Genomic DNA, 26,274 nt, shown 5'->3' on the forward strand with positions numbered 1-26,274 from the left:
GCGTCCCCGCAGCCACATGCATCTGCATGGCCGCAGGGACGTTTTTCTGCATTACCAGCCGCGGTACTTGCCGCGCTCAATCGGGCCGAACAGGACATCTGTCCAGTGCCGGAACCAATTCCACAGTCCATTCGTTTTTTCATTGTCCTGATTCATACCACGATCCTCCTTTATGTTTCTGATTTTATTTTATCCGGTTTTGTGCTGCCTGTCCTTCACAAAACTGTGAAATTTTTCTTAAGAATTTATGAAGGGGCTGTCCCTCCACAGGACAGCCCCTTTGTTTCACTCCTCGTCATCCGGCACATCTGCGCCGTCCGTCAATCCGAGTACCGACTGGCTTTCCGCTTCACTCAGTTCGGTTACGCCCTTGAGTTTGCGGCGAATCGCCCGTGTGCGCGTACCGACCAGCTTGTCCAGCTCGCGGCTGGCCTGATCCAGTCGGGTTTGCGTCTGCGTCAGGCAAGCCTCGAACTTATCAAATTCGGTCTTGACCGCGCCCAGCACACTCCATACCTCACCCGAACGCTTCTGGATTGCAATTGTACGGAACGACATCTGCAAGCTGTTGAGCAGTGCCGCCATCGTGCTGGGTCCGGCGATATTGACATGGTAATCACGCTGCAGCACCTCCACCATGCCGCGGCTGACTGCCTCGGCGTACAGACCCTCAAACGGCAGAAACAGGATGCCGAAATCCGTCGTATACGGCGGCTCCAAATATTTGTCGCGGATATCCTTAGCCTCCGACTTGAGCGTGGCGATCAGCGCTTTTGCGCAGGCGTCAATCTGCTCGCGCGAGCCTTCCTCGTAGGCATCGCGCAGAGCACCATAGGTATCGCCCGGAAATTTGGAGTCAATCGGCAGCCAGACATGGCCGCCGTCCTCGACCGGCAGCTTAACCGCATACTCTACCACATTACGGCTGTTCGGCCGCGTGGCAACGTTGACGGCATACTGCTCAGGCGCAAGAATGTCCTCCAAAATCGCGCCGAGCTGGATTTCACCTACAATACCGCGCGTTTTGACGTTGGTCAGTACCTTTTTCAAATCGCCTACACCCTGCGCGAGCGTCTGCATTTCGCCCAGCCCCTTATAAACCTGCTCCAACCGCTCATTGACCAGCCGAAAAGACTCGTTCATTCGCTCGGACAGCGTTTTTTGCAGCTTCTCGTCCACAATCTGCCGCATATCGTCCAGCTTTTTATTGTTATCCGCCTGCATCGCGCGCAGATTCTGATCCACCGTGACGCGGATATTCTCCAGATTCTGCGTAGTTTCCGCGGTAAAGCCGTGCAGCCGCCGCTCAAACTGACCAAGCTGATCGGTCACCGCGCCCATTTTCCCTGCGAGGCTTTGGTCCATTGCAGAAAGCTGGCTCATCTGTGCCTCGCGCCCCTCGCGCAGATTCTGATTGACCAGCGTGCCCAGCGCCGTAATAGAGCTGTTCGCGTCGCTGCCACCGGACGGCTGCGGCCGCCGGGTTAGCAGCACGATGACAAGCACCAGCAGCACAACGACCAGCGCCAGCGTGATAACGGGTATGTATTGCATAGAGAGTAATTCCTTTCGGTTCAGAGTACATGTAATTCCTTGGCGATGCGCTGCATCTCCTCATCCGTTGCGGCAATGACATCGGCGCAGGCCTTAAGGTCATCCGAGATATGCGCCGGCACCTTGACATCGGACTTGTAACGCAGCTGATGCTCCAGACTGGCCCAGAAATCCATCGCAATTGTGCGCAGCTGCAGTTCGATATGCACGGGCTGTGTGCGGTCAGACAGGAAAATCGGCACCTCCAAAATCAGATGCAGGCTGCGGTAGCCGTTGGGTTTGGGATTTTCGATATAATCCTTGCGATCAACCAGCGTCAAATCGTCCTGCCGCATCAGCATATCGGCCACGGTGTAAATATCTTCAATGAACGGGCAGATCACGCGGATGCCGCCGATATCGTTGAGATTTTCCATCATGGACTGCAGCGAGATGGGATACCCGCGCCGTTTTAGCTTGCCGATGATGCTGCGCGGGGTTTTGATGCGGCTTTTGATCGAGTCGATTGGACTGGGCTTGCCCGAAATACGCGATTCATCGTTTAAAATATCCAGCTTGGTTTTGATTTCACGGATGCCCGCCTCGTAGAGCATCATCATCTGCTGCAACTGCATCGCGGATTCAAGCAGCTGTTCCTCGTCATGCTGCGACAATTTATCCATCGCAAAAAAATCTGCAAGATCCATCCTATTCCCTCCGCTTGCAACGACATAATTTTTCTTATTATACCACAGTTCCGCTGCGCACACAATCGGCAGCGCCCGCAGTGCCGCCTCGTCTGATCTGCCGAAGCACGTTCCGCCGCGAGTTTAACTCCATTTAAAGTTGCATTGGTATAGTATAATAAAATAAAAGACGCCAAGCAGCTGCAGCACGCTCTGATAAGGAGAAGATCATATGAGATTATTACTGGCTGAGGATGAAAAGGCTCTGTCCAAAGCACTGGTCACCATTCTGGAGCGAAACAACTATTCCGTGGACGCCGTGAACGACGGACAGGCCGCGCTCGATTATCTGGAAGCGGACAATTACGACGGCGTCATTCTGGACATCATGATGCCCAAGGTCGACGGCATCACCGTACTCAAAACCATCCGCAGCAAGGGCAGCCGAATTCCGATATTGATGCTGACTGCAAAAGCCGAGGTTGACGACAAGGTGCTCGGGCTGGATGCCGGGGCAAACGATTACCTGACCAAGCCGTTTCACTCGCAGGAGCTGCTGGCACGCATCCGGGCAATGACCCGTACTCAGACTGCCCAAACCGATTCGCGCCTGCAAATGGGAAACGTGACGCTGGATTGCGCCACCTTTGAGCTGTCCACTCCAGCAGGCAGCTTTCGGCTGGCCAACAAGGAGTTTCAGGTACTCGAACTGCTCATGCGCAATCCACATAGCCTCATTGCATCCGAACGCCTGCTGGAAAGGATTTGGGGCTATGACAGCGAGGCGGAAATCAATGTGGTATGGGTCTATATCTCCTATTTACGCAAAAAGCTGTCCGCTCTGCAAGCCAACATTCAAATCAAGGCCACCCGAAACGCGGGCTATTCACTGGAGGAACTGCCATGATCCGAAAACTGCGTATCAAGCTGATTATTGCCTCCATGGTTTCGCTGCTGGCGGTGCTGCTGGTCATCATGAGCGCGGTGAATATTGTTTACTACTCTCAGGTCATGCGGGATGCAGACAGCACGCTCTCGCTTCTGGCTGCCAACAATGGGTTCTTTCCAAAATCCAATCATGAGGCGCCGCCGGACGAACCCTTCCCTAAAAAGGAACCGCATCTATCGCCTGAACTGCCCTATGAAACGCGCTATTTCTTTGTCACGCTCTCGCAGGACGGCAGCGTGCGCTCGGTCAACACCGGAAAAATTGCCGCAGTAGATACTGCGGACGCCATTTCCTATGCGCAAACCGTCTGGGCGCAGGGTAAAACGCAGGGCTTTGCCGACCAATATCGCTTTCTGGTAGATACTTCCTCATCAGAGCCGCTCATCCTGTTCCTCGATTGCAGCCGCGGACTGGCCAACTTTAAAACACTGTTTTTCAGCTGCATCGGGGTGTCTCTGGTCGGATCGCTGCTGGTTTTGCTGCTGCTGATTTTTTTGTCCGAGCGCATCGTGCGGCCATTTCTGGAAAACTATGAAAAACAGAAACAGTTTATCACCGATGCCGGGCACGAACTGAAAACGCCGCTGACTATCCTCAATGCAGACGCAGAAATTCTTGCCATGGACTATGGGGAAAACGAATGGGTGAGCGATATCCAGACGCAGACCAAACGACTGGCCGACCTGACAAACGATCTGATTCTTCTCTCCCGCATGGAGGAAGAGCAAACCCAGCTGCAAATGCTCGAACTGCCGCTGTCCGACATTGCGGAAGAAACTATCGCACCGTTTCAGGCGGTGGCACGAACACAGGACAAGACGTTGGAGCTGCGCATCCAGCCGATGCTCTCGATGTGCGGAGACGAGAAATCCCTTCGAAAGCTGTTCTCCATTCTGCTGGATAATGCGGTCAAATATTCAGCCCCGCAAAGCACCATTTCCTGCACGCTGGAAAAACAGAAGAACCTCATCCGCCTGTCAGTCTGGAATGCAGTTGAGCACATCACCAAAGCCCAGACCGAGCACCTGTTCGACCGGTTTTACCGCACCGACCAGTCCCGCAACTCGCAGACCGGCGGCTACGGTCTCGGCCTTTCCATCGCACTGGCAATCGTCACCGCGCATAGAGGCAAAATCACCGCTTCTACCGCAGATGAAGCCTCTCTGCTTATCACCGTTACTTTTCCTGCATAATAAACCATACCATAACACCCGCCTTTCTCGAGGCGGGTGTTGTTATTTGCACAAGTCGGTAATTTTAAGTTCGGTTAAGGTTTGGGTTAAAGTTTGGTTAAGGCGACAGCGGTATACTGAAACACGATCAATAAACAGGATGGCTTGCGGCGCTGTGCGCGGCAGGTCTGCAGCAAGGAGGACACATTCATGGCGTATCAGACAACCTTTGAACGATACGAGATCAAATACTTACTAACCGCGCAGCAAAAAGAACATCTGCTGCGCGCCATGCGGGGACAGATGCAGCTGGATCAGTTCGGCCGCAGCACTATCCGCAACATTTACTATGATACCGACACCTTCCGGCTGATTCGCCGGTCGCTGGAAAAGCCCGCCTATAAAGAAAAGCTGCGCATCCGCAGTTACCGGCAGGTGCGGCCAGACGAACCGGTATTCGTAGAGCTGAAAAAGAAGTTTCAGTCAGTGGTCTATAAGCGGCGTCTGGTGCTGCCAGAGGAACAGGCCATGACCAGTTTCCGCACCGGCGATGCACTGCCCGTGCAGTCCCAAATTGCCGACGAAATCGAGTATTTCCGGGCATATTACCGAACGCTGCGTCCCACGGTCTTTCTCTCGTATGAGCGCGAGGCCTTCTGTGCGCTGGACGGCAGTGACTTCCGCATCACCTTTGACGAGAATATCCGGTACCGCTGCCGCGACTTTTCGCTCGGCAGTCCGATTTACGGCACGCCTTTGCTGGCAGCCGGTCAGACACTCATGGAAATCAAAACCGGCGGCGGTATGCCGCTCTGGATCACACATGCGCTGACCGCGCACGATATTTTCCCCACCTCGTTTTCCAAATTCGGCGCAGCATACCAAAACATGCTGGACACTGACCTTTCCGGAGGACTGCTTTATGCTTAACAACCTGTTTCGCGGCCTGTTTGACACGGAGATGACCACTGTCATCCCGGTGGCCGACTTTTTACTCTGCGTGGCAAGTGCGCTGTTCGCCGGACTGCTGCTCGCGGCCTGCTACATGTATCGTACGCGCTACACCCGCAGCTTTGTCGCCACGCTGGCGCTGCTGCCCGCCATTGTCTGCGTGGTCATCATGATGGTCAACGGCAATGTCGGCGCGGGTGTCGCCGTAGCCGGTGCGTTCAGTCTGGTCCGTTTTCGCTCCGTACCCGGCACCGCCAAAGAAATAGGCGCCATCTTTCTGGCCATGGGCACCGGCTTAATCATCGGCATGGGCTATATCGCGTATGCCTTCCTGTTTGCCATCGTACTGGGCGCGGCTACCATGCTGTATAACCACATCGACTTCGGCGCAGAAAAAAAGGCTGCGCTGTACCGCACCCTGCACATCACCATTCCAGAGGATTTAGACTACACCGGCGTCTTTGACGAACTGCTGCGGGAATACACCTCGACTTGTGAACTGACACAGGTGAAAACCACCAATATGGGCAGTCTGTTCCGGCTGACCTACAACATCACGCTGCGCAGCACAAATCTGGAAAAAGAGCTGATTGACAAACTCCGCTGCCGCAACGGAAATCTGGAAATTACGGTTTCCAAGCAGGAAACCATCACCGCCGAATTATGAGAAGGAGCCATCTGTTTATGAAAAAGCATTGCCTGCTGCCACTGCTCCTGGCGGCTGCCGTGGCGGTATCCGGCTGTCAAGCCGCCGATGCAGCGGATGCGACCATTCCAACCACACCAGTCACGTTATCCGATATGTTCACCGACCGCGATCTGGAGGTCGGCTATGACGAAACGACCGCCGCCTCAATCACGCTTTCCGGCAGCACCGCCTCCTGCGACAGCGACGCAGTCACCGTGGATGGCGGCACCATCACCATTACCGACGAGGGCACCTATATTCTGTCCGGCACACTGGACGACGGTATGGTGATCGTCGATGCTGACGACACGGACAAAGTCCAGCTTGTGCTGAACGATGCCAGCATTCACTGTGAGGACTGCGCTGCTCTCTATGTCCGACAGGCCGACAAGGTCTTTGTGACTACGGCGGACGACACGCAGAACACGCTGTCAGGAGGCGAGACCTTCACCCAGCTCGACGACAATAACATCGACGGCGTCATCTTCTCCAAGTCCGATTTGACACTCAACGGTCTTGGCACGCTCACCGTGGATTCCCCCGCCGGACACGGCGTAGTTACCAAGGACGACCTTGCGGTCACTGGCGGCACCTATGTGGTCACTGCCGCCGGTCAGGGCCTGTCCGGCAAGGACAGCGTGCGCATCGCGGACGGTGCCTTCACTCTGACGACCGGTAAGGATGCTATACAGAGCGACAATACCGAGGATTCCGACAAAGGCTTTGTCTATCTTGCCGGCGGCACCTTCACCATCACAGCGGAAGGCGACGGGCTGAGCGCGAGCAGCTGGATGCAGGTGGATGACGCCGCCTGCACTATCACCACCGGCGGCGGCAGTGTAAACGGCGAGACGCATACCAGTGACGCTGCGCCCGGCGGTATGGGCGGCGGCAAGGGTGGCCGCATGTCCCTGACGGACGACGGCACGCAGCCGCCGGAACGTCCGACGGGTGAAACACCTCCGGATGGCATGGAGCCTCCTGCCGATATGCCGCAGGATGCAGCTCCGTCCGAAAACACCGCAGCTTCGGACACTGCCGTCACGGATGCTGCTCAAACAACGGACAGCACTGCTTCCTCTGAAGCAGACACAACCGACACGGTCAGCACCAAGGGGCTGAAAGCCGGTACGGCGCTGACCATTCTGGGCGGCAGCTTCACACTGGACTGCGCCGACGACGCGTTCCACTCGAACGGCGACCTGACGGTCCACGGCGGCGCAGTCAGCATCCAGACCGGTGACGACGCATTCCACGCAGACAATGCGCTGACCATCTCGGACGGTGAAATTGATATCTCCACCTGCTACGAAGGGCTGGAGGGTCTGACCGTCACAGTCAGCGGCGGAGAAATCAACGTCGTTGCCAGCGATGACGGAGTCAACGCCGCAGGCGGTGTCGACCAGAGCGGCTTTGGCGGCAACGGTCAGGACCAGTTTGCCGCACAAAGCGGTGTATATATCACCATCTCTGGCGGTAATCTGAGCATCAATGCGGGCGGCGACGGGCTGGACTCCAACGGTGATCTGACGGTCAGCGGCGGCACGGTCTACGTTTCCACCAAGGACGGCAGTGCGGATTCGGCGCTCGACTACAACGGCAATGCATCCATCACCGGCGGCACAGTAATTGGCATCGGCTCGTCCGGTATGGCACAGAATTTCGGTGAAAATTCCACGCAGGGTGCAATTCTGCTGACCGTAGACACGCAAGCGGCGGGCAGCACGGTTTCGGTGAGCGACAGCACCGGCAATATGCTGGCCTCCTGGGAAGCGCCGCAGGCCTTCAGTTCTGTTGTTATCAGCTGCCCCGGTCTGGAGAGCGACGGTACTTACACTGTCACGGCCGGCACCTCCTCCACGGAAGTCACGTTGGACGGCTTGCTGTACGGCAGCGGCGGCGGTATGGGACATGGCGGTATGGGCGGCGGCAATCGCGGCAGCCGCAGTGAAACAGCACAGGATACCGCTGCTGCTTCGACCTGAATTACCGCAATACATCTATTACAACCCATACCGAAGGGCCGGACGGAGCAAATCTCTGTCCGGCCCTTTCCATGTATTCCGAGGAAACACTCTTCCATTTTTGACAGAAAATATATATGCCGCTTATACTGGCTTTTTACAGGCGAATGCGGTATACTATGGATAATGTTTTGTTAAGGTTGTGCCGCATATATTGCGGCATTGCCAAAAAGCTGTCTGCGGAAGGTGAACTGTTATGCCGTCTTTTGCCACCCATCATATTTTTGCCACAACCGTACAGCGTGTCACAGGGGATTCCGTGGCGCACATTGCGGATGCCTGTCCCGCAGCTTACCGCTGGGGCGCACAGGGTCCAGACCCGCTTTCCTTTTATCACGCGCCATTTCCCGGTCCGGTACGCCGTCTGGCTCATCGCATCTGCACCGAACCGCCCGCACCGCTGTTTGAAGCGCTTTGCGCGGCTGCCGTGCAGGAGCATAACACCGCGGCGCTTGCCTATGTGTTCGGTTTTTGCACAAATTATGCGCTCAGCCGCGTCACACACGCTTTCATCGAGGCACAGGCCGACCGCCTAACGCTCTACATGCCCGGCTACTCCACCGAAGCCCGTCGAAAGCTGGTCGAAAGCGATATCGACGGCATCATGATTGCCAGCTACATCGCTGCCGAACCTGCAGGCTATGAAGCGTTCCGTCTGCTCGATCCTAACGCCGCGGAATGCACTGTACTGGCCCGCGTGCTGGCGCACGCAGCGCGTGATGCCTACGGCGTGCGCATTTCTCCCGCTGCGGTGTACCGCTCGCTGCACGACATGCGCCGCATCCTGCATCTGACCCACAGCGGCAGCCATATCCGCAGCCGCCTGCTGCACTTGGAACGCCTGATGGGCAAGACCGGTCTGGCCTCCGCGCTCATCCGTCCGGATGAGCCGCTGCCCGCCGACTGCGCCAATCAGGAGCACCGTGTCTGGACCGCAAACGACGAGGATCGCACGGATTCCTTCTTCGATTTGTTCGATGCTGCCGTGCCGCTGGCCGTTTCGCTGCAGCGAGCCGTACTGGACCGATATTATCAGCAAAAACCGCTCGATCCGCGCTTTTTCCCCACTGATTTCACCGGCAACGTTCCAAAAAAATAAAATATTTAAATCATCCGACAGGTTTCGTATGACTTCGCCCTCCTGTTTGCGTAAGCTATCCATTGTTACCAAAATGTAACCTTTGGATTACGAAAGGAGGGAATATGGGGAGCGCTTTTTCTCCATACTACCATCATGCGAAACCTGTTATCTTTTATTTTCGGCTTGTTTTCCGGCCTGCTGTACGGGCTGGTCCGTGCCGTTCTGCTGCTGGACCGACTGATCTGCCTACTGTATGATCTGCCGTTGTGGTCCGGCATTGGCCGTGTCGTTCGCTCTGTCGGACGGCAACGCGCAGCCTGCGCGCTTGCCGTATTCGTGCCGTTATTTTTTGTACCCGGCACGCTGCTCACGCAAAACGGCACGATGATCTATGCCAACGATCGCCCGCTCGGTCTGGTAGAAAATTCGGACACGCTGACCGCAGCAGTGGCGGAAATCGAGCAAAGCGCCTCCACGCTGTCGGACGGTGCATATACCCTGCCGGTCTCGATTGAAACCTGTACCCTGCGCGCACCCGCATCCCAATTTCTAACCGAAGAGGAGTTGAAAAGCGACCTCATCGATGCCAGCGGAGAACTGGACACGCTGGCCGTCATCTCGGTCGATGGTGAGCGTGCCGGCGTATGCCGCTCCGCTGAGGATGCGCAGGCGTTGCTCGACCGGGTGAAAGCCCAATATACCACCGCAGCGGATGAAAACACGGATTTTCTGCAAACCGTGCGGGTAGATGAAGTGGTTGCGGAGACCGACCGGGTTTCCGACCTGTCCACACTTTATGAGCAGCTGTCCCCGCGGCTGGATGTGACCTCCACCCGCGCAGTGACCTATACCGAGTCCATCCCCTATGAAACCATCACCCGCGAAAATGACGAACTGGACCAAACCTATTGCGCCACCATTCAGGAAGGCAGCGAAGGCGAAGCAGTGGTCACAGCCGAAATCCAGACCGTAGACGGACAGGAACACGGACGCACCATTCTGGAACGCACGGTACTCAGCAATGCAACCGACGAGATTATTGAAGTCGGCACACGCAATATCGGAATTGGCACAGGCGAATTTATGGTACCCATCAGCAACTACACCTTCACCTCGGGCTTTAAATGGCGTTGGGGCAAACTGCACAGCGGCGTCGATCTGGCGGCCGATGAAGGCACACCGGTCTATGCCGCGGACAACGGCAAGGTGATCGTAGCGGAGAATTCCGGCAACGGTTATGGCAACTATATCATTCTGGACCATCAGAACGGGTATAAAACGCTCTACGGACACAACTCCCAGCTGCTGGTTTCAGTCGGCGACATTGTTGCTAAGGGCGATAAAATCGCGCTTTCCGGCAATACGGGTAACTCCACCGGACCACACCTGCATTTTGAAGTTCATGTCGGTGATGAAAAGGTCGATCCCCAGCAATATATCAGCATTGCCTGACATACAAAAAAACGAGCCGTCAAAACGGCTCGTTTTTTCTATCTCCTGCAAGTATTTCATGTGCGGATACGCGCACCCATTTCCGCACTGGCATGGCTCAGCACCGGCAGCAGCACCGCGCATACAATCACGCCCGCAAGCCCCTGCACCGCATTGAACGGCACGCCTGCCAACACAGCAGTCGCCGCTGCCTCAGCCGTGCTGCCCATCAGCAGCTCCATGCCGGTTTCGTAGACATAATATCCCGCAACCATCACGAGTTCCGCCGGGATGCCGCAGAGCGCCACACGCACCAGCGTGGACATGTGTTCCCGCTTCACCATATGATGGTACAGCCAACCGCCAACCAGCGCGGTCAGCGCCTTGATGGCAAACGTTCCCGGCACCCATGCCATATAACCGCCAAACAGATCGGCCATCATAGAACCAATGCCAGCGGCCACCGCTCCTATGCCCGGTCCAAGCAGAATGCCGCAAATCAGCACCATGCCGTCGCCGAGATGAATATAACCTTGTGTGGGAGTCGGAATTTTAATGATCATTGTGGCGACAGTGGTCAACGCCGCGAGTAATGCGGCTATAATAATGGTTTTGGTTTTATGATTTGTCATGTTATCAGCGCCTTCTTTCTGTTTTCGCTTTCGATGGTACCATTATAGTCCGATTGTGGCATGTAAGAAAGCGTCAGTTTTTGCATTTTATACAATGCCAGATAGAGACACGCAAAAAAACAGCCGCCCATAGGACGGCTGCTCATTTGCATATATAATTTTGCTTTAACGCTTGTTGGAACGCTTCCAGATATGCATTTTCTCCGCGTCTGCAATCAGCTGCTCACGGAAATCAGGATGCGCTATCGAAATCAGCGCCTCGGCACGCTGCCATGCAGCCTTGCCCTTGAGGCTAACCATACCATACTCGGTTACAATGTAGTGCGTGGCCGAACGCGGATCGGTTACGATCGATCCGTTCGCCAGTGTCGGGCGGATACGGGATGCCACCGTACCATCCTTCTGCTTGAAGGTCGACGACAGGCAGATAAAGCTCTTGCCGCCCTTAGACAGATATGCGCCCATGACAAAGTCCAGCTGACCGCCCGTACCGGAAATCTGCTTGGTGCCGGCAGACTCCGCATTGACCTGACCGCACAGGTCGATATCGACCGCATTGTTGATGGAAATAAAGTTGTCAATCCCCGCGATGACATGCACATCATTGGTATAATCGACCGGCATGGAAGCGCACTCCGGATTGTTGTCCAGATAGTCATACAGCTTCTTGGTACCGGCAGCGAATGCATAGGCCTGACGGCCGCGGTCGATGTTCTTGTTCCGTCCGGTGATCTTGCCTGCCTTGGCAATATCAACAAACGCATCGACATACATTTCCGTGTGTACGCCCAGATCCTTCAAATCGGATTCCGCAATCATGGCACCGATGGTATTCGGCATGCCGCCGATACCCAGCTGCAGGCAGGCGCCGTTCGGAATCTCAGGCACAATCAGCTCCGCAACCTTTCTGTCCACCTCGGTTGCCGCAGCCGCACCCATCTCCGGCATGGGCGCATTATTTCCCTGAACAATCATGTCCACCTCGGAAACATGGATGCAATCCTCCATGCCGCCCAAGCAGCGCGGCATATTTTCATTCACTTCTACAATGATCTTATCCGCCACATCGCACACGGCACGCAAATGCGATGCCTGCGGACCAAAGCTGAAAAAGCCGTGGCTGTCCATCGGCGCAACCTGCAGCATGGCCACATCGACGTGACCGATACTCTCCCGATAAAAGCGCGGCAGTTCGGAATAGCGCATCGACGAATAGAAGCCTGCGCCGGTAGCGATGAACTTGCGCTCAATACCGGACATGTGCCACGAGTTCCATGTCATATGTGCCGCAGGATCTTCGATCTTATAGATTTCCGGCACACGCATCAAAACACCGCCGCGGAAATTGACATCCGTCAGCTCCGGCAGACGCTTGGCCAGCGCCTGATCCAGCACGTCCGGTGTGCCGACACACCAGCCGTAATCCACCCAGTCACCCGACTTGACTACCTGAACGGCTTCTTCTGCTGTTGTCAGTTTACTTTGATAAAGTGCTGTGTAATCCATTTTGCCACAACCTCCATATTGTCTATTCTTTAACAATCTCTATTCATTATACTATAATCGCATATACAGGTCAAGCAAAGGTTTGTATTATGTCAAAACATTCCCATGATTATCCCAAAACTTTTCCTTGATTTTCTGAAATAAAGTGGTACAATGGTAAATGACTTTCACGGCACAGTACGATAAAGTGAATTTAGGAGGGTCCCTTATGAAAACCAAAAAGCTGCTGGCGCTGATGCTCGCCGGTGCGATGAGTCTTTCCATGCTGGCCGGCTGCGGCGGCGGAAAAAACGAAGATGCGGCCACGGACACCAACGGCGACGCAAATACGGAAACCGCCAGCGATCTGGCTTATGTGCAGGACAAAGGCAAAATGGTAATCGGCTACACCGTATATGAGCCGATGAACTACACCGATGAAAACGGCGAATTTACCGGCTTTGATACCGAATTTGCCAAGGCGGTCTGTGAAAAGCTGGGTGTCGAGCCTGAGTTTGTTGAAATCAACTGGGATACCAAGGTAGTCGAGCTGGACGCCAAGAGCATCGACTGCATCTGGAACGGCATGACCATCACGGATGATCTGAAGGAAAACATTGCGGTTTCCGATCCGTATGTCAAGAACATGCAGGTCATTGTTATCAAGGATTCCAATAAGGACACCTTTACAGATACCGCTTCCCTGTCCGGTGCCAATCTGGTTGCCGAGGCCGGTTCTGCCGGTCAGTCGGCAATCGAAGCGGACGAGAATCTGTCGCAGGCCAATCTGACCACCGTCACCAAGCAGACCGACGCTCTGCTGGAAATCGAGTCCGGCGCCTCCGACGCAGCGGTGCTCGACTGGACACTCGCCAAGAGCATGATCGGAGAAGGCACAGACTTTGCCGATCTGATGATGATCGATGGCGTCGAGCTGTCGGTTGAGGAATACGGCATCGGCTTCCGCAAGGGCAGCGACCTTTGCACTGAAGTCAACAAGATTATGGCGGAGCTGGTCGAGGACGGTACGCTTCCCGCGCTGGCTGAGAAATACGGTCTGAGTCTTGCCGAGTAATCTATTACAATAAGAAAGATATGGCCGACGGGACAGCATTTTTATGCTGCCCCGCCTGCCTTTGTTTGGGGAAAGGGTATTTTTCATGTCTGCGTCTGTTATCTTTTCCAGCCTGACAAAAACCTTCGGCATCAACTGCCAGATCTTTTTTGTCACGCTGCTGTTTGCGCTGCCGCTGGGGCTCATCATCTCCTTTGGCTCGATGAGTAAGTTTAAACCGCTGGCCTATCTGGTCAAATTATTTGTCTGGATCATCCGCGGCACACCACTGATGCTTCAGATCATCATCATTTTCTACGGTCCCGGCCTGCTGTGGGACGGCACATTGTTGCCCCGCATCACCGCCACCTGCGTGGCCTTCGTCATCAACTATGCCTGCTACTTCTCGGAAATCTACCGCGGCGGTATCCAATCTATCCCGCGCGGTCAGTATGAAGCCGGACAGGTGCTCGGCATGACCAAAAGCCAGATTTTCTTCAAGGTGACGCTTTTGCAGGTCATTAAACGCGTGATCCCGCCTATGGGCAATGAGTTCATGACGCTTATCAAGGATACTGCGCTGGCCAACGTCATCGCTACCAAGGAAATCATCATGATGAGCAAGGAATATGCCACCAAGGGCCTGATTTGGCCGCTGTTTTCCACTGCTTTGTTCTTTCTGGTGTTCTGCGGCGTACTTACGCTGCTGTTCAACTGGCTGGAAAAGAAAATGGATTATTTCCGCGTGTAAGGAGGTGCCGAAATGCCTATTCTGGAAGTACAAAACATCAATAAGAGCTTCGGCGCCACCAAGGTGCTCGACGATATCAGCTTTTCGCTCGAACGCGGCAAGGCACTGGCCATTATTGGCTCAAGCGGCTCGGGCAAAACCACCTTGCTGCGCTGCCTGAACTTTCTGGAAACACCGAATGCAGGCCGCATCATTGTCAACGGCGAAACGCTGTTTAATGCTGCGGACCACTCCTCCAAAAGCGATGAAGAAATCCGCAAGCGCCGTCTGCACTTCGGCATGGTGTTCCAGTCGTTCAACCTGTTCCCGCAATACACCGCGCTGGAAAACGTTATGCTGGCCAGCCTGCTGCTTGCCAAGGAACGACCGGACTACAAGCAGAACAAACGCGCTATTCAGGAGGAAATTGAGCACCACGCCATCGAATTGCTCAGCCAGATGAGTCTGGAGGGCCGCATGAACCATTATCCTCATCAGCTTTCCGGCGGTCAGCAGCAGCGCGTGGCGATTGCGCGCGCACTCGCTCTGCATCCTGATATCCTTTGCTTCGACGAGCCGACCTCCGCGCTCGACCCCGAGCTGACCGGAGAAGTGCTCAAGGTTATCCGCTCACTGGCGGACCAGCACACCACCATGATTATTGTCACACACGAGATGGCCTTTGCCCGTGATGTTGCCGACCACATTTTGTTCATGGACGGCGGCGTGATCGTTGAAGAAGGCACCCCGACTGAGTTGTTTGAAAATACCCAAAATGAGCGAACCAAAGCATTTTTGAGCCGTTTTTCACAAAACAACTAAAGAGCAGCAGGCGCAGAAAAAACTTTTCAGCACTTTCCACCAACTTCCCATTTACAAACCCTTTTAAATACGATAAAATAATCCCGTATTGAAAAATGCGGGATTTTTTATTGTCTTTTTGTACAGGAACACTTGGTTATTTTTTGATGATTTTTTTGTTTGTTTGTGTTGAAGTTGTGGCATGAATTTGCTACAATAAAAGCACAGGACATTTCTGTCCTGCCAAAGATGTAAAAGCCCGCACGGCCTTTTATAAAATTTTAGAATGGAGATGTATCAATTATGGCTATGGATGCTTTCAGCGCCTCTCTGATGCAGGACAAGAGAGAGATCATCATCGCCCCGACTATTTACAAGTTTGCTAACTTCGGTGACTTCGCCGCAGAGTTCAATCTTGGTGAGCGCGATGTCGTTCTGACCAACGAATTCATCTACAAGCCCTTCATGGAGGAGCTTGGCCTGAAGAGCAAGTTTGTTTTCCAGGAGAAGTTCGGCGCAGGCGAGCCTTCTGAGGCGATGATCGAAACCATGTATGAGGCCATTCCGTATGATTCCTATGACCGCGTCATCGCTGTCGGCGGCGGCGCCATCATGGACCTGTGCAAGCTGCTCGGCTGCAAGCGCCCGACCTCCGTACATGAGCTGTACTTCAAGCGCGAGCCCGTTGTACATGAGAAGGAAGTTATCGCCATCCCGACCACCTGCGGCACCGGCTCCGAGGTTACCAACATCTCGGTTGCTATCGTCAAGGACGAGAAGGACGGCAAGCTGACCGGCGGCGAAACCAAGCTCGGTCTGGTTTCCGACGACATCATCCCGAACAAGGTTTGCCTGGTTCCGGATCTGCTCAAGACGCTGCCCTACAAGCCGTTTGCTGCTTCCGCAATTGACGCGCTCATTCACGCAACCGAATCCTTCCTGTCCCCGCATCGCAAGACCGTTACCTCCGAGATGTACTCGGTCAAGGCGGCTGAAATGATTCTGGAAGGCTTCCGCCGCATTGCGCTGGAAGGCCCGGACGCTCGCATGGATTATCTGGGCGAGTTCGTTACCGCTTCCCTGTTTGCCGGCATCGCATTCCTGAAGGCTGGCTGCGCAACCGTACACGGCATGTCCTTCCCGCTCGGCGGCACCTACCATGTTCCGCACGGCGAATCCAACTACGCTCTGTTCGGCAAGATCCTTGAGCTGTACGATGAGTACGAGCCGAACGGCGAGCTGGGCAAGTTCAAGGAACTCGTTGCGCGCTGCCTGGGCTGCACCAAGGATGACGCGCTGCGCACCCTGAATGTCACCCTCGAGAAGGTTCTCCCGCTCAAGCCGCTGCATGAGTACGGCTTCAAGGAAGAGGACATCAAGAGCTTCCCCGTATCGGTAGAGGCAAACCAGCAGCGTCTGATTACCAACTCCTACCGTCCGTGGAGCATCGAACTGAGCGAACGCGTATACCGCGAGTGCTTCTGATTTTTGTAAGCGTTTCGCCTGAACAGGGCGGGGAACCCCGCGTTCCCCGCCCTGTTTTTTCTTAGAAGGTATGCTTGCCGCCCGTCGGCAAACCCCTCAGAAAGTTTGAAAAGAGAAAGGATACTTGATCGCTATGATGACCAAAGACCAGTACATTGAGTCCCTGCGAAAGCTGAAGCTCAATCTGTATATGTTCGGTGAAAAGGTGGAGAATCCGGTAGACAACCCGATCATCCGCCCTTCGCTCAACTCCTTTGCCGCTACCTATGAGCTGGCGGAGGATCCCCAGTACGAAGACCTGATGACCGCAACCAGCCACATCTCGGGCAAGAAGATCAACCGCTTTACCCACATGCATCAGTCGACCGACGACCTGATTAAAAAGGTTAAGATGCAGCGTCTGCTCGGCCAGAAAACCGCAGCCTGCTTCCAGCGCTGCGTTGGTATGGACGCTATGAACGCCGTATTCTCCTCCACCTACGAGATCGACGAGGCCTGCGGCACCAAGTATCATGAGAACTTCATCAAGTTCCTCACCCGCGTACAGGACGAGGATCTCGCGGTTGACGGCGCAATGACCGACGTCAAGGGCGACCGTTCTCTGGCTCCCTCCAAGCAGGCCGACCCCGACCTGTTCCTGCATGTTGTCGAACGCACTGCAGACGGCGTATACGTCACCGGTGCAAAGGCTCACCAGACCGGCTTTGTGAACAGCCATGAGGTGCTGGTTATGCCGACCATCTCCATGCGTGAAGGCGACGAGGATTACGCGATCTCCTTCGCTGTTCCGACCGATTCCGAAGGCATCACGCTGATCTACGGCCGTCAGTCCTGCGACACCCGCAAGACCGAGGAGTACAACGACATCGACGTAGGCAACAAGGTTTACGGCGGCCACGAAGTTCTGGTCATCTTCGACCATGTGTTCGTTCCGAATGACCGCATCTTCCTCAACGGTGAAGTCAAGTTTGCCGGCATGATCGTTGAGCGTTTCGCAGGCTATCACCGTCAGTCCTACGGCGGCTGCAAGGTCGGCGTAGGCGATGTGCTGATCGGCGCGACCGCACTGGCGGGCGAAATGGCCGGCTCTGCTAAGGCATCCCATGTCAAGGATAAGCTGATTGAAATGACCCACCTGAACGAGACTCTGTACTGCTGCGGCATCGCCTGCTCCAGCCAGGGCACCAAGACCAAGGCGGGCAACTACCTCATCGACCTGCTGCTGGCTAACGTCTGCAAGCAGAACGTCACCCGTTTCCCGTACGAGATCGCGCGTCTGGCACAGGATCTGGCCGGCGGCCTGATGGTCACTCAGCCCTCCGAGGCCGACTACCGCAATCCGGTTCTCAAGCCCTACATCGAGAAGTACCTCAAGGGTGTCGCTTCTGTTCCGACCGAGGACCGCATGCGCGTACTGCGTTTGATTGAAAATATGACGATGGGCACTGCTGCTGTCGGCTATCTGCCGGAGTCCATGCATGGCGCAGGTTCGCCCCAGGCTCAGCGCATCATGATCGCCCGTCAGTCCAACCTGGAAATGAAGAAGGAACTGGCGAAGAAGATTGCTCGTATCCAGTAATCTCTGAGCATCCCATAGGCACTCATGGAGCACCCGTGAGTGCCTATGTTTGCAATTTCATTCGGCCAAAGGAGGCTCAACGCACCATGCTGCGCTGCACTGTCAAATTCTGCGGCGGCTGCAATCCGCGCTATGACCGCGGAGAAGCCTATCAAACCGTGCGCACCTCCCTTGCGGACGTCGCCGACTTTTCCTATCCGGAGGACGGCGTCCATTACGACGTACTGCTGATTATCCGCGGCTGCACCGGCTGCCCCTATCTGTATGAGGAAATTGATGCCGACCATCGTGTCATCATGGACTCTGCGGACAGCATCCCGGAAGCCATCCGGACGATCCGGCAACTCGCGTAGATTGAACGGCCGCATCAAGCGTCCGTTACTCAAAGGAGGATGATAGAACATGAAGAAAGTAAGTATTATCTCGGCAGAAGAAGCCGCACTCAAAGTTCAGGATGGCGACACCATCGCCACCGGCGGTTTTGTAAGCTGCGCCTGCCCGGAGACCCTGTCCAAGGCGCTGGAAAAGCGTTTTCTTGAGACCGGTCACCCGAATAACCTGACCCTGTTCTTTGCAGCCGGTCAGGGCCACCGCGATGGTACCGGCGGCGACCACTACGGCCATGAAGGCATGGTCAAGCGCGTTATCGGCGGCCACTGGGACCGCGCACCCCGTTTGGGCGAGCTGGCGCTCTCCAATAAAATCGAAGCCTACAACCTGCCGCAGGGCGTTATCTCGCACATGTACCGTGATATCGCCGCGCACAACATCGGCACGATTACCCACGTCGGCCTCAAGACCTTTGTTGACCCGCGCAACGGCGGCGGTAAGCTCAACGAAAAGACCAAGGAAGATCTGGTCACGATCGTTAACATTGAAGGGAAGGAACGCCTGCTGTACAAGGGCTTCCCGATCAATGTCGTATTCCTGCGCGCATCCTACTGCGATGAATACGGCAACTGCACCGTACATAGAGAAATCGGCCCGCTGGACGTTACCGCAATGGCGCAGGCGTGCAAAAACTCGGGCGGTAAGGTCATCGTACAGGTCGAGAAGATTGTACAGGGCGGATCGCTCGATCCGAAGCTGGTTGCCATCCCGGGCATCTATGTTGACTCGGTTGTCATCGGCTCGGAGGAAGAGAACATGCAGTGCCTCGGCATGCCGTATGACGGCGCACTGACCGGCGAATTCCGCATCCCGGTGGACGCTATTCCGCCCATCCCGATGGACGCCAAGAAGATCATCGCCCGCCGCGCAGCGATGGAGCTGCCGCAGGACGCGATTGTCAACCTCGGCACCGGCGCACCGGAGAAAATTGCTAACGTTGCGGCGGAAGAGGGTATCTCGGACAAGATGACCCTGACCGTCGAGGCTGGTTCGATTGCAGGCGTGCCCTACGGCGGCACTCAGTTCGGCGCAGCGGCAAACGCGATGTGCATCATCCCGCACAACGTACAGTTTGACTTCTATCAGGGCGGCGGTCTGGACGTTGCTTTCCTCGGTCTGGCTGAAACTGCACCCAACGGCGACCTGAACGTTTCCAAGTTCGGTACCCGTCTGGCCGGCGCGGGCGGATTCATCGATATCACCCAGAACGCCAAGAAGGTTGTCTACTGCGGCACCTTCACCGCCAAGGGCCTCAAGACCGCCTGCGAGGACGGCAAGCTCGTCATCACGCAGGAAGGCGCCAAGAAGAAGTTTGTCAACCAGGTGGAGCACATCACCTTCTCCGGCGACTACGCCAACGAAGTACACCAGCCGGTTCTGTACATCACCGAGCGCGCTGTGTTCGAGCTGCGTCCGGAAGGCGTCACCCTCATTGAGATCGCACCGGGCATCGACCTGCAAACCCAGATCCTTGATCAGATGGAATTTGAGCCGAAGATCGCTTACCAGCCGGACGGCTCGATCAAGCTGATGGATGCTCGCATCTTCCGTGAAGAGCTGATGGGCCTGGCGAACGATTAAATTTCGATTTTTTCTGTGTGTGTGTTGTACAGATGTTGGGTATATTGTTAATCATTTAACAAACTTTCGTAAAACCCCTTGCAATTCTCCGCACATTTGATAAAATATTAACGAACTCGAAAGAGACATTAAACTGCACCGGTGCATCCGGTGCCAGAGAAGAAAAGGAGTAACAGCCAAATGAACGTTTACATCTGTTCCGCTGCCCGTACCGCTATCGGCACTTATGGCGGCACCCTTCGCGACGTACCTGCCGCTCAGCTCGGCATCGCTGCTGCCAACGCTGCCATTGAACGCGCCGGCGTTGACAAAGCCGCTATCGACGAATGCCTGTTTGGTCAGGTATTGCAGGGCGGCGTTGGCCAGAACGTAGCTCGTCAGGTATCTCTCGGCGTCGGTATGCCGCTTGAGACCCCCGCTATGACCCTCAACAAGGTTTGCGCATCCTCCATGCGCGCCATCTCTCTGGGCTCCCAGATCATCCGCTCCGGCGAGGATCAGATGATGCTGGTCGGCGGCTGTGAGTCCATGTCCGGCGCACCGTATATTTCCCGCAACATGCGCTGGGGCGCTCGCATGAACGACGTAAAGTTTGTTGATATGATGGTTTATGACGGCGTATTCGACGTATTCAATCAGTACCACATGGGCGTCACCGCGGAAAATGTTGCTGAGAAGTACGGCATCACCCGTGAGATGCAGGACCAGATCGGTTATGAGTCCCAGATGAAGGCTGCCAAGGCAATTTCCTCCGGCCGCTTCAAGGACGAAATCGTTCCGATCGAGGTTAAGAAGAAGAAGGAAACCGTTATTTTTGATACCGACGAGCACTGCCGTCCCCAGACTACCATCGAGGGTCTGGCAAAGCTGCGCCCGGCCTTCAAGAAGGACGGCACGGTTACCGCAGGCAACGCTTCCGGCATCAACGATGCAGGCGCAGCCATGATCATTGCATCTGAGGATTTTGTTAAGGCGCACGGCCTCAAGCCGCTGGCCAAGATTCGTTCGTTCGGCTCGGTTGGCTGCGATCCGGCTATCATGGGCATTGGCCCGATCGAATCCACCCGTCAGGCTCTCAAGCGTGCCGGTCTGACTGTTGCAGACCTTGATCTGATCGAGTCCAACGAGGCATTTGCGGCACAGGCTGCTGCTGTTAACCGTGAACTGGGCTTTGATATGGAGAAGGTAAACGTCAACGGCGGCGCTATCGCACTCGGCCATCCGATCGGTGCAGCAGGCTGCCGTATCACCACCACCCTGCTTCACGAAATGATCAAGCGCGACCTGACCATCGGCCTTGCCACTATGTGCATCGGCGGCGGCATGGGCGAAGCCCTGATCGTGGAGCGCGACGAGCTCTGCAAGTAAAAACCGGCAGACAGCTTTTCGCGTCCTCTCCGCATTGATTCCTGTAATTTGAATGGGTATCCGTCAGTTTTTTCACTCTGACGGATACCGGTTCGTCAGAATGTTTGAAAGGAAGTCTTTAGCAATGACTGATGTAGTAGTTGAGAAAAAAGGCCATGTAGCGGTCGTTAAGATCGAGCATATGAAGGCCATGAACGCGCTTTCCACTGATATGTATGCTCAGTTGGAAGAAGCGTTTGACGAAGTCGGCAAGATGGACGACGTATACTGCGTTATCCTGACCGGCTCCTCGACGGTCAACAAGAAGGGCAAGACGGTCAACTCCTTTGTTGCCGGTGCCGACATCGCACAGATGTCCACCATGACGGTTGCGGAAGGCAAATTCTTCGGCAACGACTCCAACCGTGTCTGCTGGAAGATCGAAAACTTCAAGCGCCCGGTTATCGCGGCAATCAACGGCTTCTGCCTCGGCGGCGGCTGCGAGCTGGCCATGAGCTGTGACATTCGTCTGGCATCCGACAATGCAATGTTTGGTCAGCCGGAAGTCGGTCTGGGCATTACTCCGGGCTGCGGCGGCACCCAGCGTTTGGCCCGTATCGTTGGTCTGGGCAAGGCTAAGGAAATGATCTACACGGCCCGCGGCAACTATACCGCACAGCAGGCGCTTGAAATGGGCCTGGTCAACTACGTATATCCGCTGGAAAATCTGATGGACGAAGCCATGAAGCTCGCAGAAGAGATTGCGGCGCAGGCTCCGATCGCGGTTGCTCTGTGCAAGGAAGCCATCAATGTCGGCATGCAGACTGACCTGAATTCCGCCCTGAAGTTTGAGGGCAACGTATTCGGTCAGTGCTTTGCTACCGAGGATCAGAAGTACGGCATGGCTTACTTCCTTGACAAGAACAAGGAAAAGCCTGCTAAGGAATTTAAGAATAAGTAAGCCGTTTTTTGTGGATTGTTAAGAGTGAGAGAGAGGTTATATTATCATGAAAGTTTGTGTATTCGGCGCTGGCAACATGGGTGCACGCATCGCAGAAGTATTTTTGACCAACGGCCATGACGTAACCATGATCGACATCAAGCAGGAGTTCCTCGATCGCGGTGTTAAGACCATCACCAATGATCTGTCCTTCATGGTGAAGAAGGAAAAGATCACTGAGGAGCACAAGAACGAGCTGCTGGCCGGTCTGAAGACCTCCATCGATCGCAATTCTGCTGCAGATGCAGACTTCGTGATGGAAGTTATCCTTGAGCGCATGGATCTGAAGAAAGAGCTGCTCAAGGAGCTGGACGATATCTGCCCGGCACACACGATCTTTGCAACCAATACCTCTGCCCTGTCCCCCACCGAGCTGGCGGCCTCCGTCAAGCGTTCGGATAAGGTCATTGGCTGCCACTTCTTCAACCCGGCTCAGATCATGAAGCTGGTTGAGGTAACCCGTGCGATCCAGACCTCGGATGAAACCTTTAAGACTGCGTTTGACCTGATGGCTTCTCTGGGTAAGACCCCGGTTGCTGTGCATGAGGGTCCGGGCTTTGTGGTAAACCGCATCCTGATTCCGATGATGAATGAAGCGATGGGCATTGTTGCCGATGGTATCGCTTCCCCGGCGGACATCGATATTGCAATGCAGCTGGGCGCCGGCATGAAGTCCGGCCCGCTCCACACCGCTGATCTGGTTGGTCACGATGTCAACCTGGCAATCATGGAAACCCTGTACCGTGAGACCGGCGATCCGAAGTACCGTCCGCATCCGCTGATGCGTAAGATGGTTCGTGCAGGCTGGCTGGGCGTAAAAACCGGCAAGGGCTTCTTTGAGTACGACGAATACGGCAAGGAAATTGTGAAGTAACCTGTCCATACCAAAGGAGGCTACTGTGCAAAACGCACAGCAGCCTCCTTTTTATTTTCCACTTTTTTGTTGCTTTAGTCACATTATTCGTTTTTTTCTAACATTTGTTTGGCAAAATCAACAAATTTTACGCCAATCTATGGCATTTCTCGAACAAACAGGATATAATATTAAATATGTGGGAAATAAAGTCTTACCAGTGCGGCAGAAGCGGCAAATGCAGCCAAATCGGCACATAATGCGGCCGGTATGGCATAGCGCATTTGCTTCAATCCCAAGTGCCCACCATAAATGCTGATGGTATATAGGCTCGTTTCCGAGGCCCCCAGCATCACTGCTGTGACCCGGCCAATATAGCTGTCCGGTCCATATCGTCCAATCAGCTCACTGCCCAATGCAAGGCCCCCGCCTCCGCTAATCGGCTTGAGCAGTGCAAGCGCTACGCAGTCTTTGGGAATGCCAAACAAACCAAACAATGGCGCCAGCCAGTCCGCTGCCAAATCAATTGCACCGGAAGCCCGCAGCATATAGACTACGGTCAGCATCCCCACCAACGTGGGTAAAATGCTCACCGCTGTCTGCAGCCCTTTTTGTGCCCCGCGCAAGAACACCGGAAACACATCCACATGTTTATACAATGCGTATAAGCCGATTGCTGCCAACAGCAGTGGGATTAGTGTTGCCTGCACAACCTTTCTATGCGCTCCTTTCCATTATTTTTGACGTTAATTTCAAATTTTGGAAAATAATTTTGGAAATAACAGGTAATTCGACATCTTTTGTGTCTGCTTTATGTAATAATACAAATTGTAATCCAACCAAACATTTCCTTCTATTTCTCTTCGGGAAATAATGGCCGCATCAGCCTTCCGCTGAGCAGTACCACCGCCACGGAGAAGATGGACGCGCCCCAAACCGGCAGCATGATGTCAAACGGCGATGAAGCACCGCACGCGGCACGAACCGCCGCAACGGTAGAAGGAATCAACTGGATGGATGCTGTGTTTAAGGTAATCAATGTCAAGACGGTATTCGGGGAGCCACGACGCCCTTCCAGCGTATACAATCGGTCTGCTGCACGCAGACCCAGCGGTGTGGCCGCATTGGATAACCCGAGCAGATTTGCCGCGACATTGGCGCTGACTGCCTCCATGGCTTCACGGTCTGCCGCTGCTTTTCCAAACAGCGGACGCAGCAACGGCATCAGTATGCGGGATAGCTTTTCCGCCAGTCCGGACGCCTGTACCAGCTCTATAATGCCGCTCCAAAAGCACATGAGACCGGCGATACTGATAATGAGCGTAACCGCTTCTCCGGCTCCGGTGCCGACCGCTGTCGTCACTGCATCTAGCCGTCCGGTGAATGCGCCGCAAATCAGCGCCAAAACCAGAAATACAACCCAAATGACGGATAGCATCCGCGCAACCCCCTTTCTGTCCAAGCTCCCCCTGCGGGGTTTTGGTGATACAAGATTCGACTGAAAAGAAATGAAGGAGTGTTTCACACATGAAGTCTACCGGTATTGTCCGAAAAGTGGATGAACTTGGCCGTATCGTACTGCCTATTGAATTGCGCCGTACGATGAACATAGACGTCAAGGATGCCCTGGAAATCTACGTAGACGGCGATCAGATTGTTCTGAAAAAATATGAGCCGTCCTGTATCTTCTGCGGTAACGCAAAGGATATCATCCATTACAAGGGCAAAAACATCTGTGCGTCCTGCGCACAAGAGCTCAAGCTGCTCTAATATCAGCTTTTCACAGCCATCCCACCATTCAGGGATGGCTGTTTTTTGACACCACCCGCTTCGCCCGTTCACCTGCAGCCTGTGCCCGGTACTTTTCCCGTGTCGCCATGCCGCCGCGTATATGACGTTCCTCCTTATTGGTCTGTAAAACGGCCTGTACTTGCTCGTACAGCACCGCGTTGAGCTTCTTCAGCCGCGTGGTAATATCCTTATGTACCGTTGACTTGGATACGCCAAATTGCGCTGCAGTCTGTCGCACCGTCGCTCCTTCCTGAATCATATATTGTGCCAGCCGGATTGTGCGCTCCTCTGGTAAGCCTTTCACCGTCGTCCCCCCTGACCTGTTGACGCTTTCGTTACTCCCAATCTATGCGTCATCCACGCCGTATAGAACGCGGCTTATGCTGTTTGTGCCCCCCTCCTATGAGAATACAGACTCTATCATGCAAAAACAATGCGCTGCTCTTACTTGAGCAGCGCATTGATGCCATTGGTATGATATTCCACCAGTCGATTGAGGTTCGTACGCACCTCACGCGGCCGAACACGGTTTTTAAGGATTTGCACCGTACCATCCAGCAAGTTTCGGGCCATGATTTGCGCCAGCAGCATGCTGTTATCCTCATCCGCGAGCAACGGGGCGGTTTTGGCCGCCAGCATATCAATCATGCTCTTGCGCAGGTCCTCATACCGCGTGCCGTGAGACTGCTCCATAATAAGCAGCAAGCCGTACTTTTCCGCCAAAAGCAGCGATATGACCTCCTCGGTCAGCAGCACCTGATATTCACGCTGACCGGTACGCGGATCGAAGCGCTTATCCTTAAAGCGCAAAATCAGTTTTTTCAGTCCTTCCGCCGCACCGTCGGTCAATTCATAAAACAATTCCTCTTTGTTCTTAAAATAATGATACAAGTTGCTCTTGCTGATGTTGACCTTATCCGCAATCATTTGCAGGGACGTGCGGTCGTATCCCCGCTGCAAGAACAAATGCTCCGCTTCCAGCAAAATTTTATGCCGGAGTTCATCCTTTAACACCTGCATAATAAAGACCA

At 54.6% G+C, this 26,274-nt stretch carries 26 protein-coding genes; 18 read left to right on the top strand and 8 right to left on the bottom strand.

The genetic code is table 11. The features are described from left to right. Positions 1–285 precede the first annotated feature (285 nt). Positions 286–1,554, bottom strand: coding sequence for a DNA recombination protein RmuC (locus ACESSO_RS03545; RefSeq protein WP_373163671.1), 1,269 nt, complete (start codon positions 1,552–1,554; stop codon positions 286–288). A 20-nt stretch (positions 1,555–1,574) separates the two neighbouring features. After that, positions 1,575–2,240 (bottom strand): GTP pyrophosphokinase family protein, encoded by a 666-nt coding sequence (locus tag ACESSO_RS03550; RefSeq protein ID WP_373163672.1) that lies wholly within the window; start codon positions 2,238–2,240, stop codon positions 1,575–1,577. Between the two features lie 211 nt (positions 2,241–2,451). Here ACESSO_RS03550 and ACESSO_RS03555 point away from each other — a divergent pair, with 211 nt between their 5' ends. The 7 genes from ACESSO_RS03555 to ACESSO_RS03585 all read left to right on the top strand — a co-directional run bounded on the left by ACESSO_RS03555 (position 2,452) and on the right by ACESSO_RS03585 (position 10,536). Next, positions 2,452–3,126: a response regulator transcription factor gene (locus ACESSO_RS03555; protein ID WP_373163673.1), complete on the top strand. Its 675-nt coding sequence runs from the start codon at positions 2,452–2,454 to the stop codon at positions 3,124–3,126. Continuing rightward, complete coding sequence (locus ACESSO_RS03560) at positions 3,123–4,361, top strand: sensor histidine kinase (protein WP_373163674.1); 1,239 nt, start codon at positions 3,123–3,125, stop codon at positions 4,359–4,361. Before ACESSO_RS03555 ends, ACESSO_RS03560 begins: the two co-directional genes overlap by 4 nt. A gap of 189 nt (positions 4,362–4,550) precedes the next feature. Next, positions 4,551–5,270, top strand: a complete 720-nt coding sequence (locus ACESSO_RS03565; protein WP_373163675.1) for a polyphosphate polymerase domain-containing protein — start codon at positions 4,551–4,553, stop codon at positions 5,268–5,270. Beyond that, on the top strand, positions 5,263–5,958 hold the full coding sequence (locus ACESSO_RS03570) for a DUF4956 domain-containing protein (RefSeq protein WP_373163676.1): 696 nt from the start codon (positions 5,263–5,265) through the stop codon (positions 5,956–5,958). The genes ACESSO_RS03565 and ACESSO_RS03570 overlap by 8 nt, the downstream gene beginning before the upstream one ends. Before the next feature lie 17 nt (positions 5,959–5,975). Further along, a complete protein-coding gene (locus tag ACESSO_RS03575) occupies positions 5,976–7,964 on the top strand; it encodes a carbohydrate-binding domain-containing protein (RefSeq protein ID WP_373163677.1) in 1,989 nt (662 codons plus the stop codon). Between the two features lie 235 nt (positions 7,965–8,199). Next, positions 8,200–9,102: a hypothetical protein gene (locus ACESSO_RS03580; RefSeq protein WP_373163678.1), complete on the top strand. Its 903-nt coding sequence runs from the start codon at positions 8,200–8,202 to the stop codon at positions 9,100–9,102. 135 nt (positions 9,103–9,237) lie between these two features. Then, on the top strand, positions 9,238–10,536 hold the full coding sequence (locus tag ACESSO_RS03585; RefSeq protein WP_373163679.1) for a peptidoglycan DD-metalloendopeptidase family protein: 1,299 nt from the start codon (positions 9,238–9,240) through the stop codon (positions 10,534–10,536). Positions 10,537–10,592: 56 nt separating this feature from the next. Here the strand turns inward: ACESSO_RS03585 and ACESSO_RS03590 are convergent, their stop codons facing one another. Then, the gene (locus ACESSO_RS03590) at positions 10,593–11,147 is read right to left on the bottom strand and encodes an ECF transporter S component (protein WP_373163680.1); all 555 of its coding nucleotides are present in this window, start codon (positions 11,145–11,147) and stop codon (positions 10,593–10,595) included. Positions 11,148–11,312: 165 nt separating this feature from the next. Continuing rightward, the gene (locus tag ACESSO_RS03595; RefSeq protein WP_373163681.1) at positions 11,313–12,653 is read right to left on the bottom strand and encodes a butyryl-CoA:acetate CoA-transferase; all 1,341 of its coding nucleotides are present in this window, start codon (positions 12,651–12,653) and stop codon (positions 11,313–11,315) included. Between the two features lie 208 nt (positions 12,654–12,861). Between ACESSO_RS03595 and ACESSO_RS03600 the strand changes: the two genes are divergently transcribed. The 10 genes from ACESSO_RS03600 to ACESSO_RS03645 all read left to right on the top strand — a co-directional run bounded on the left by ACESSO_RS03600 (position 12,862) and on the right by ACESSO_RS03645 (position 23,473). Continuing rightward, on the top strand, positions 12,862–13,707 hold the full coding sequence (locus ACESSO_RS03600) for a transporter substrate-binding domain-containing protein (RefSeq protein ID WP_373163682.1): 846 nt from the start codon (positions 12,862–12,864) through the stop codon (positions 13,705–13,707). Between the two features lie 85 nt (positions 13,708–13,792). Next, positions 13,793–14,437 carry an amino acid ABC transporter permease gene (locus ACESSO_RS03605; protein WP_373163683.1) on the top strand — a complete coding sequence of 215 codons (645 nt, stop codon included), beginning with the start codon at positions 13,793–13,795 and terminating at the stop codon, positions 14,435–14,437. A gap of 12 nt (positions 14,438–14,449) precedes the next feature. Continuing rightward, positions 14,450–15,238: an amino acid ABC transporter ATP-binding protein gene (locus ACESSO_RS03610; protein WP_373163684.1), complete on the top strand. Its 789-nt coding sequence runs from the start codon at positions 14,450–14,452 to the stop codon at positions 15,236–15,238. A 282-nt stretch (positions 15,239–15,520) separates the two neighbouring features. After that, positions 15,521–16,702 (top strand): 4-hydroxybutyrate dehydrogenase, encoded by a 1,182-nt coding sequence (locus ACESSO_RS03615; RefSeq protein ID WP_373163685.1) that lies wholly within the window; start codon positions 15,521–15,523, stop codon positions 16,700–16,702. Between the two features lie 133 nt (positions 16,703–16,835). Then, positions 16,836–18,281: a 4-hydroxyphenylacetate 3-hydroxylase family protein gene (locus ACESSO_RS03620; RefSeq protein WP_373163686.1), complete on the top strand. Its 1,446-nt coding sequence runs from the start codon at positions 16,836–16,838 to the stop codon at positions 18,279–18,281. A gap of 86 nt (positions 18,282–18,367) precedes the next feature. After that, positions 18,368–18,634, top strand: coding sequence for a hypothetical protein (locus ACESSO_RS03625; RefSeq protein WP_373163687.1), 267 nt, complete (start codon positions 18,368–18,370; stop codon positions 18,632–18,634). Positions 18,635–18,683: 49 nt separating this feature from the next. Further along, positions 18,684–20,252, top strand: coding sequence for an acyl CoA:acetate/3-ketoacid CoA transferase (locus tag ACESSO_RS03630; protein WP_373163688.1), 1,569 nt, complete (start codon positions 18,684–18,686; stop codon positions 20,250–20,252). 180 nt (positions 20,253–20,432) lie between these two features. Beyond that, the gene (locus ACESSO_RS03635) at positions 20,433–21,620 is read left to right on the top strand and encodes an acetyl-CoA C-acetyltransferase (RefSeq protein ID WP_373163689.1); all 1,188 of its coding nucleotides are present in this window, start codon (positions 20,433–20,435) and stop codon (positions 21,618–21,620) included. A gap of 124 nt (positions 21,621–21,744) precedes the next feature. Then, the gene (locus ACESSO_RS03640; RefSeq protein WP_373163691.1) at positions 21,745–22,560 is read left to right on the top strand and encodes an enoyl-CoA hydratase-related protein; all 816 of its coding nucleotides are present in this window, start codon (positions 21,745–21,747) and stop codon (positions 22,558–22,560) included. 43 nt (positions 22,561–22,603) lie between these two features. After that, complete coding sequence (locus ACESSO_RS03645; RefSeq protein ID WP_373163979.1) at positions 22,604–23,473, top strand: 3-hydroxyacyl-CoA dehydrogenase NAD-binding domain-containing protein; 870 nt, start codon at positions 22,604–22,606, stop codon at positions 23,471–23,473. Positions 23,474–23,643: 170 nt separating this feature from the next. Here ACESSO_RS03645 and ACESSO_RS03650 read toward each other — a convergent pair whose 3' ends face one another. Continuing rightward, positions 23,644–24,162 carry a nucleoside recognition domain-containing protein gene (locus ACESSO_RS03650; protein ID WP_373163692.1) on the bottom strand — a complete coding sequence of 173 codons (519 nt, stop codon included), beginning with the start codon at positions 24,160–24,162 and terminating at the stop codon, positions 23,644–23,646. Positions 24,163–24,305: 143 nt separating this feature from the next. After that, complete coding sequence (locus ACESSO_RS03655; protein WP_373163693.1) at positions 24,306–24,890, bottom strand: nucleoside recognition domain-containing protein; 585 nt, start codon at positions 24,888–24,890, stop codon at positions 24,306–24,308. 89 nt (positions 24,891–24,979) lie between these two features. Here ACESSO_RS03655 and ACESSO_RS03660 point away from each other — a divergent pair, with 89 nt between their 5' ends. Beyond that, a complete protein-coding gene (locus ACESSO_RS03660; RefSeq protein ID WP_302667009.1) occupies positions 24,980–25,222 on the top strand; it encodes an AbrB/MazE/SpoVT family DNA-binding domain-containing protein in 243 nt (80 codons plus the stop codon). A 28-nt stretch (positions 25,223–25,250) separates the two neighbouring features. Here the strand turns inward: ACESSO_RS03660 and ACESSO_RS03665 are convergent, their stop codons facing one another. Together ACESSO_RS03665 and ACESSO_RS03670 are read right to left on the bottom strand one after the other, a co-directional pair. Further along, on the bottom strand, positions 25,251–25,547 hold the full coding sequence (locus ACESSO_RS03665) for a sporulation transcriptional regulator SpoIIID (protein WP_373163694.1): 297 nt from the start codon (positions 25,545–25,547) through the stop codon (positions 25,251–25,253). Positions 25,548–25,687: 140 nt separating this feature from the next. After that, positions 25,688–26,263 (bottom strand): TetR/AcrR family transcriptional regulator, encoded by a 576-nt coding sequence (locus tag ACESSO_RS03670; protein ID WP_373163695.1) that lies wholly within the window; start codon positions 26,261–26,263, stop codon positions 25,688–25,690. Positions 26,264–26,274 lie beyond the last annotated feature (11 nt).

The sequence above is a fragment of the Agathobaculum sp. Marseille-P7918 genome, from assembly GCF_964248325.1.
In the GTDB taxonomy this organism is placed as follows: Bacteria; Bacillota; Clostridia; order Oscillospirales; family Butyricicoccaceae; genus Agathobaculum.

Coding starts and splice junctions, on each gene's coding strand:
- ACESSO_RS03545 (WP_373163671.1), bottom strand. CDS start 1,554: ATGCAATACATACCCGTTATCACGCTGGCGCTGGTCGTTGTGCTGCTG.
- ACESSO_RS03590 (WP_373163680.1), bottom strand. CDS start 11,147: ATGACAAATCATAAAACCAAAACCATTATTATAGCCGCATTACTCGCG.
- ACESSO_RS03670 (WP_373163695.1), bottom strand. CDS start 26,263: ATGCAGGTGTTAAAGGATGAACTCCGGCATAAAATTTTGCTGGAAGCG.
- ACESSO_RS03640 (WP_373163691.1), top strand. CDS start 21,745: ATGACTGATGTAGTAGTTGAGAAAAAAGGCCATGTAGCGGTCGTTAAG.
- ACESSO_RS03625 (WP_373163687.1), top strand. CDS start 18,368: ATGCTGCGCTGCACTGTCAAATTCTGCGGCGGCTGCAATCCGCGCTAT.
- ACESSO_RS03615 (WP_373163685.1), top strand. CDS start 15,521: ATGGCTATGGATGCTTTCAGCGCCTCTCTGATGCAGGACAAGAGAGAG.
- ACESSO_RS03585 (WP_373163679.1), top strand. CDS start 9,238: ATGCGAAACCTGTTATCTTTTATTTTCGGCTTGTTTTCCGGCCTGCTG.
- ACESSO_RS03580 (WP_373163678.1), top strand. CDS start 8,200: ATGCCGTCTTTTGCCACCCATCATATTTTTGCCACAACCGTACAGCGT.
- ACESSO_RS03660 (WP_302667009.1), top strand. CDS start 24,980: ATGAAGTCTACCGGTATTGTCCGAAAAGTGGATGAACTTGGCCGTATC.
- ACESSO_RS03560 (WP_373163674.1), top strand. CDS start 3,123: ATGATCCGAAAACTGCGTATCAAGCTGATTATTGCCTCCATGGTTTCG.
- ACESSO_RS03600 (WP_373163682.1), top strand. CDS start 12,862: ATGAAAACCAAAAAGCTGCTGGCGCTGATGCTCGCCGGTGCGATGAGT.
- ACESSO_RS03610 (WP_373163684.1), top strand. CDS start 14,450: ATGCCTATTCTGGAAGTACAAAACATCAATAAGAGCTTCGGCGCCACC.
- ACESSO_RS03570 (WP_373163676.1), top strand. CDS start 5,263: ATGCTTAACAACCTGTTTCGCGGCCTGTTTGACACGGAGATGACCACT.
- ACESSO_RS03635 (WP_373163689.1), top strand. CDS start 20,433: ATGAACGTTTACATCTGTTCCGCTGCCCGTACCGCTATCGGCACTTAT.
- ACESSO_RS03550 (WP_373163672.1), bottom strand. CDS start 2,240: ATGGATCTTGCAGATTTTTTTGCGATGGATAAATTGTCGCAGCATGAC.
- ACESSO_RS03655 (WP_373163693.1), bottom strand. CDS start 24,890: ATGCTATCCGTCATTTGGGTTGTATTTCTGGTTTTGGCGCTGATTTGC.
- ACESSO_RS03605 (WP_373163683.1), top strand. CDS start 13,793: ATGTCTGCGTCTGTTATCTTTTCCAGCCTGACAAAAACCTTCGGCATC.
- ACESSO_RS03595 (WP_373163681.1), bottom strand. CDS start 12,653: ATGGATTACACAGCACTTTATCAAAGTAAACTGACAACAGCAGAAGAA.
- ACESSO_RS03555 (WP_373163673.1), top strand. CDS start 2,452: ATGAGATTATTACTGGCTGAGGATGAAAAGGCTCTGTCCAAAGCACTG.
- ACESSO_RS03630 (WP_373163688.1), top strand. CDS start 18,684: ATGAAGAAAGTAAGTATTATCTCGGCAGAAGAAGCCGCACTCAAAGTT.
- ACESSO_RS03575 (WP_373163677.1), top strand. CDS start 5,976: ATGAAAAAGCATTGCCTGCTGCCACTGCTCCTGGCGGCTGCCGTGGCG.
- ACESSO_RS03565 (WP_373163675.1), top strand. CDS start 4,551: ATGGCGTATCAGACAACCTTTGAACGATACGAGATCAAATACTTACTA.
- ACESSO_RS03620 (WP_373163686.1), top strand. CDS start 16,836: ATGATGACCAAAGACCAGTACATTGAGTCCCTGCGAAAGCTGAAGCTC.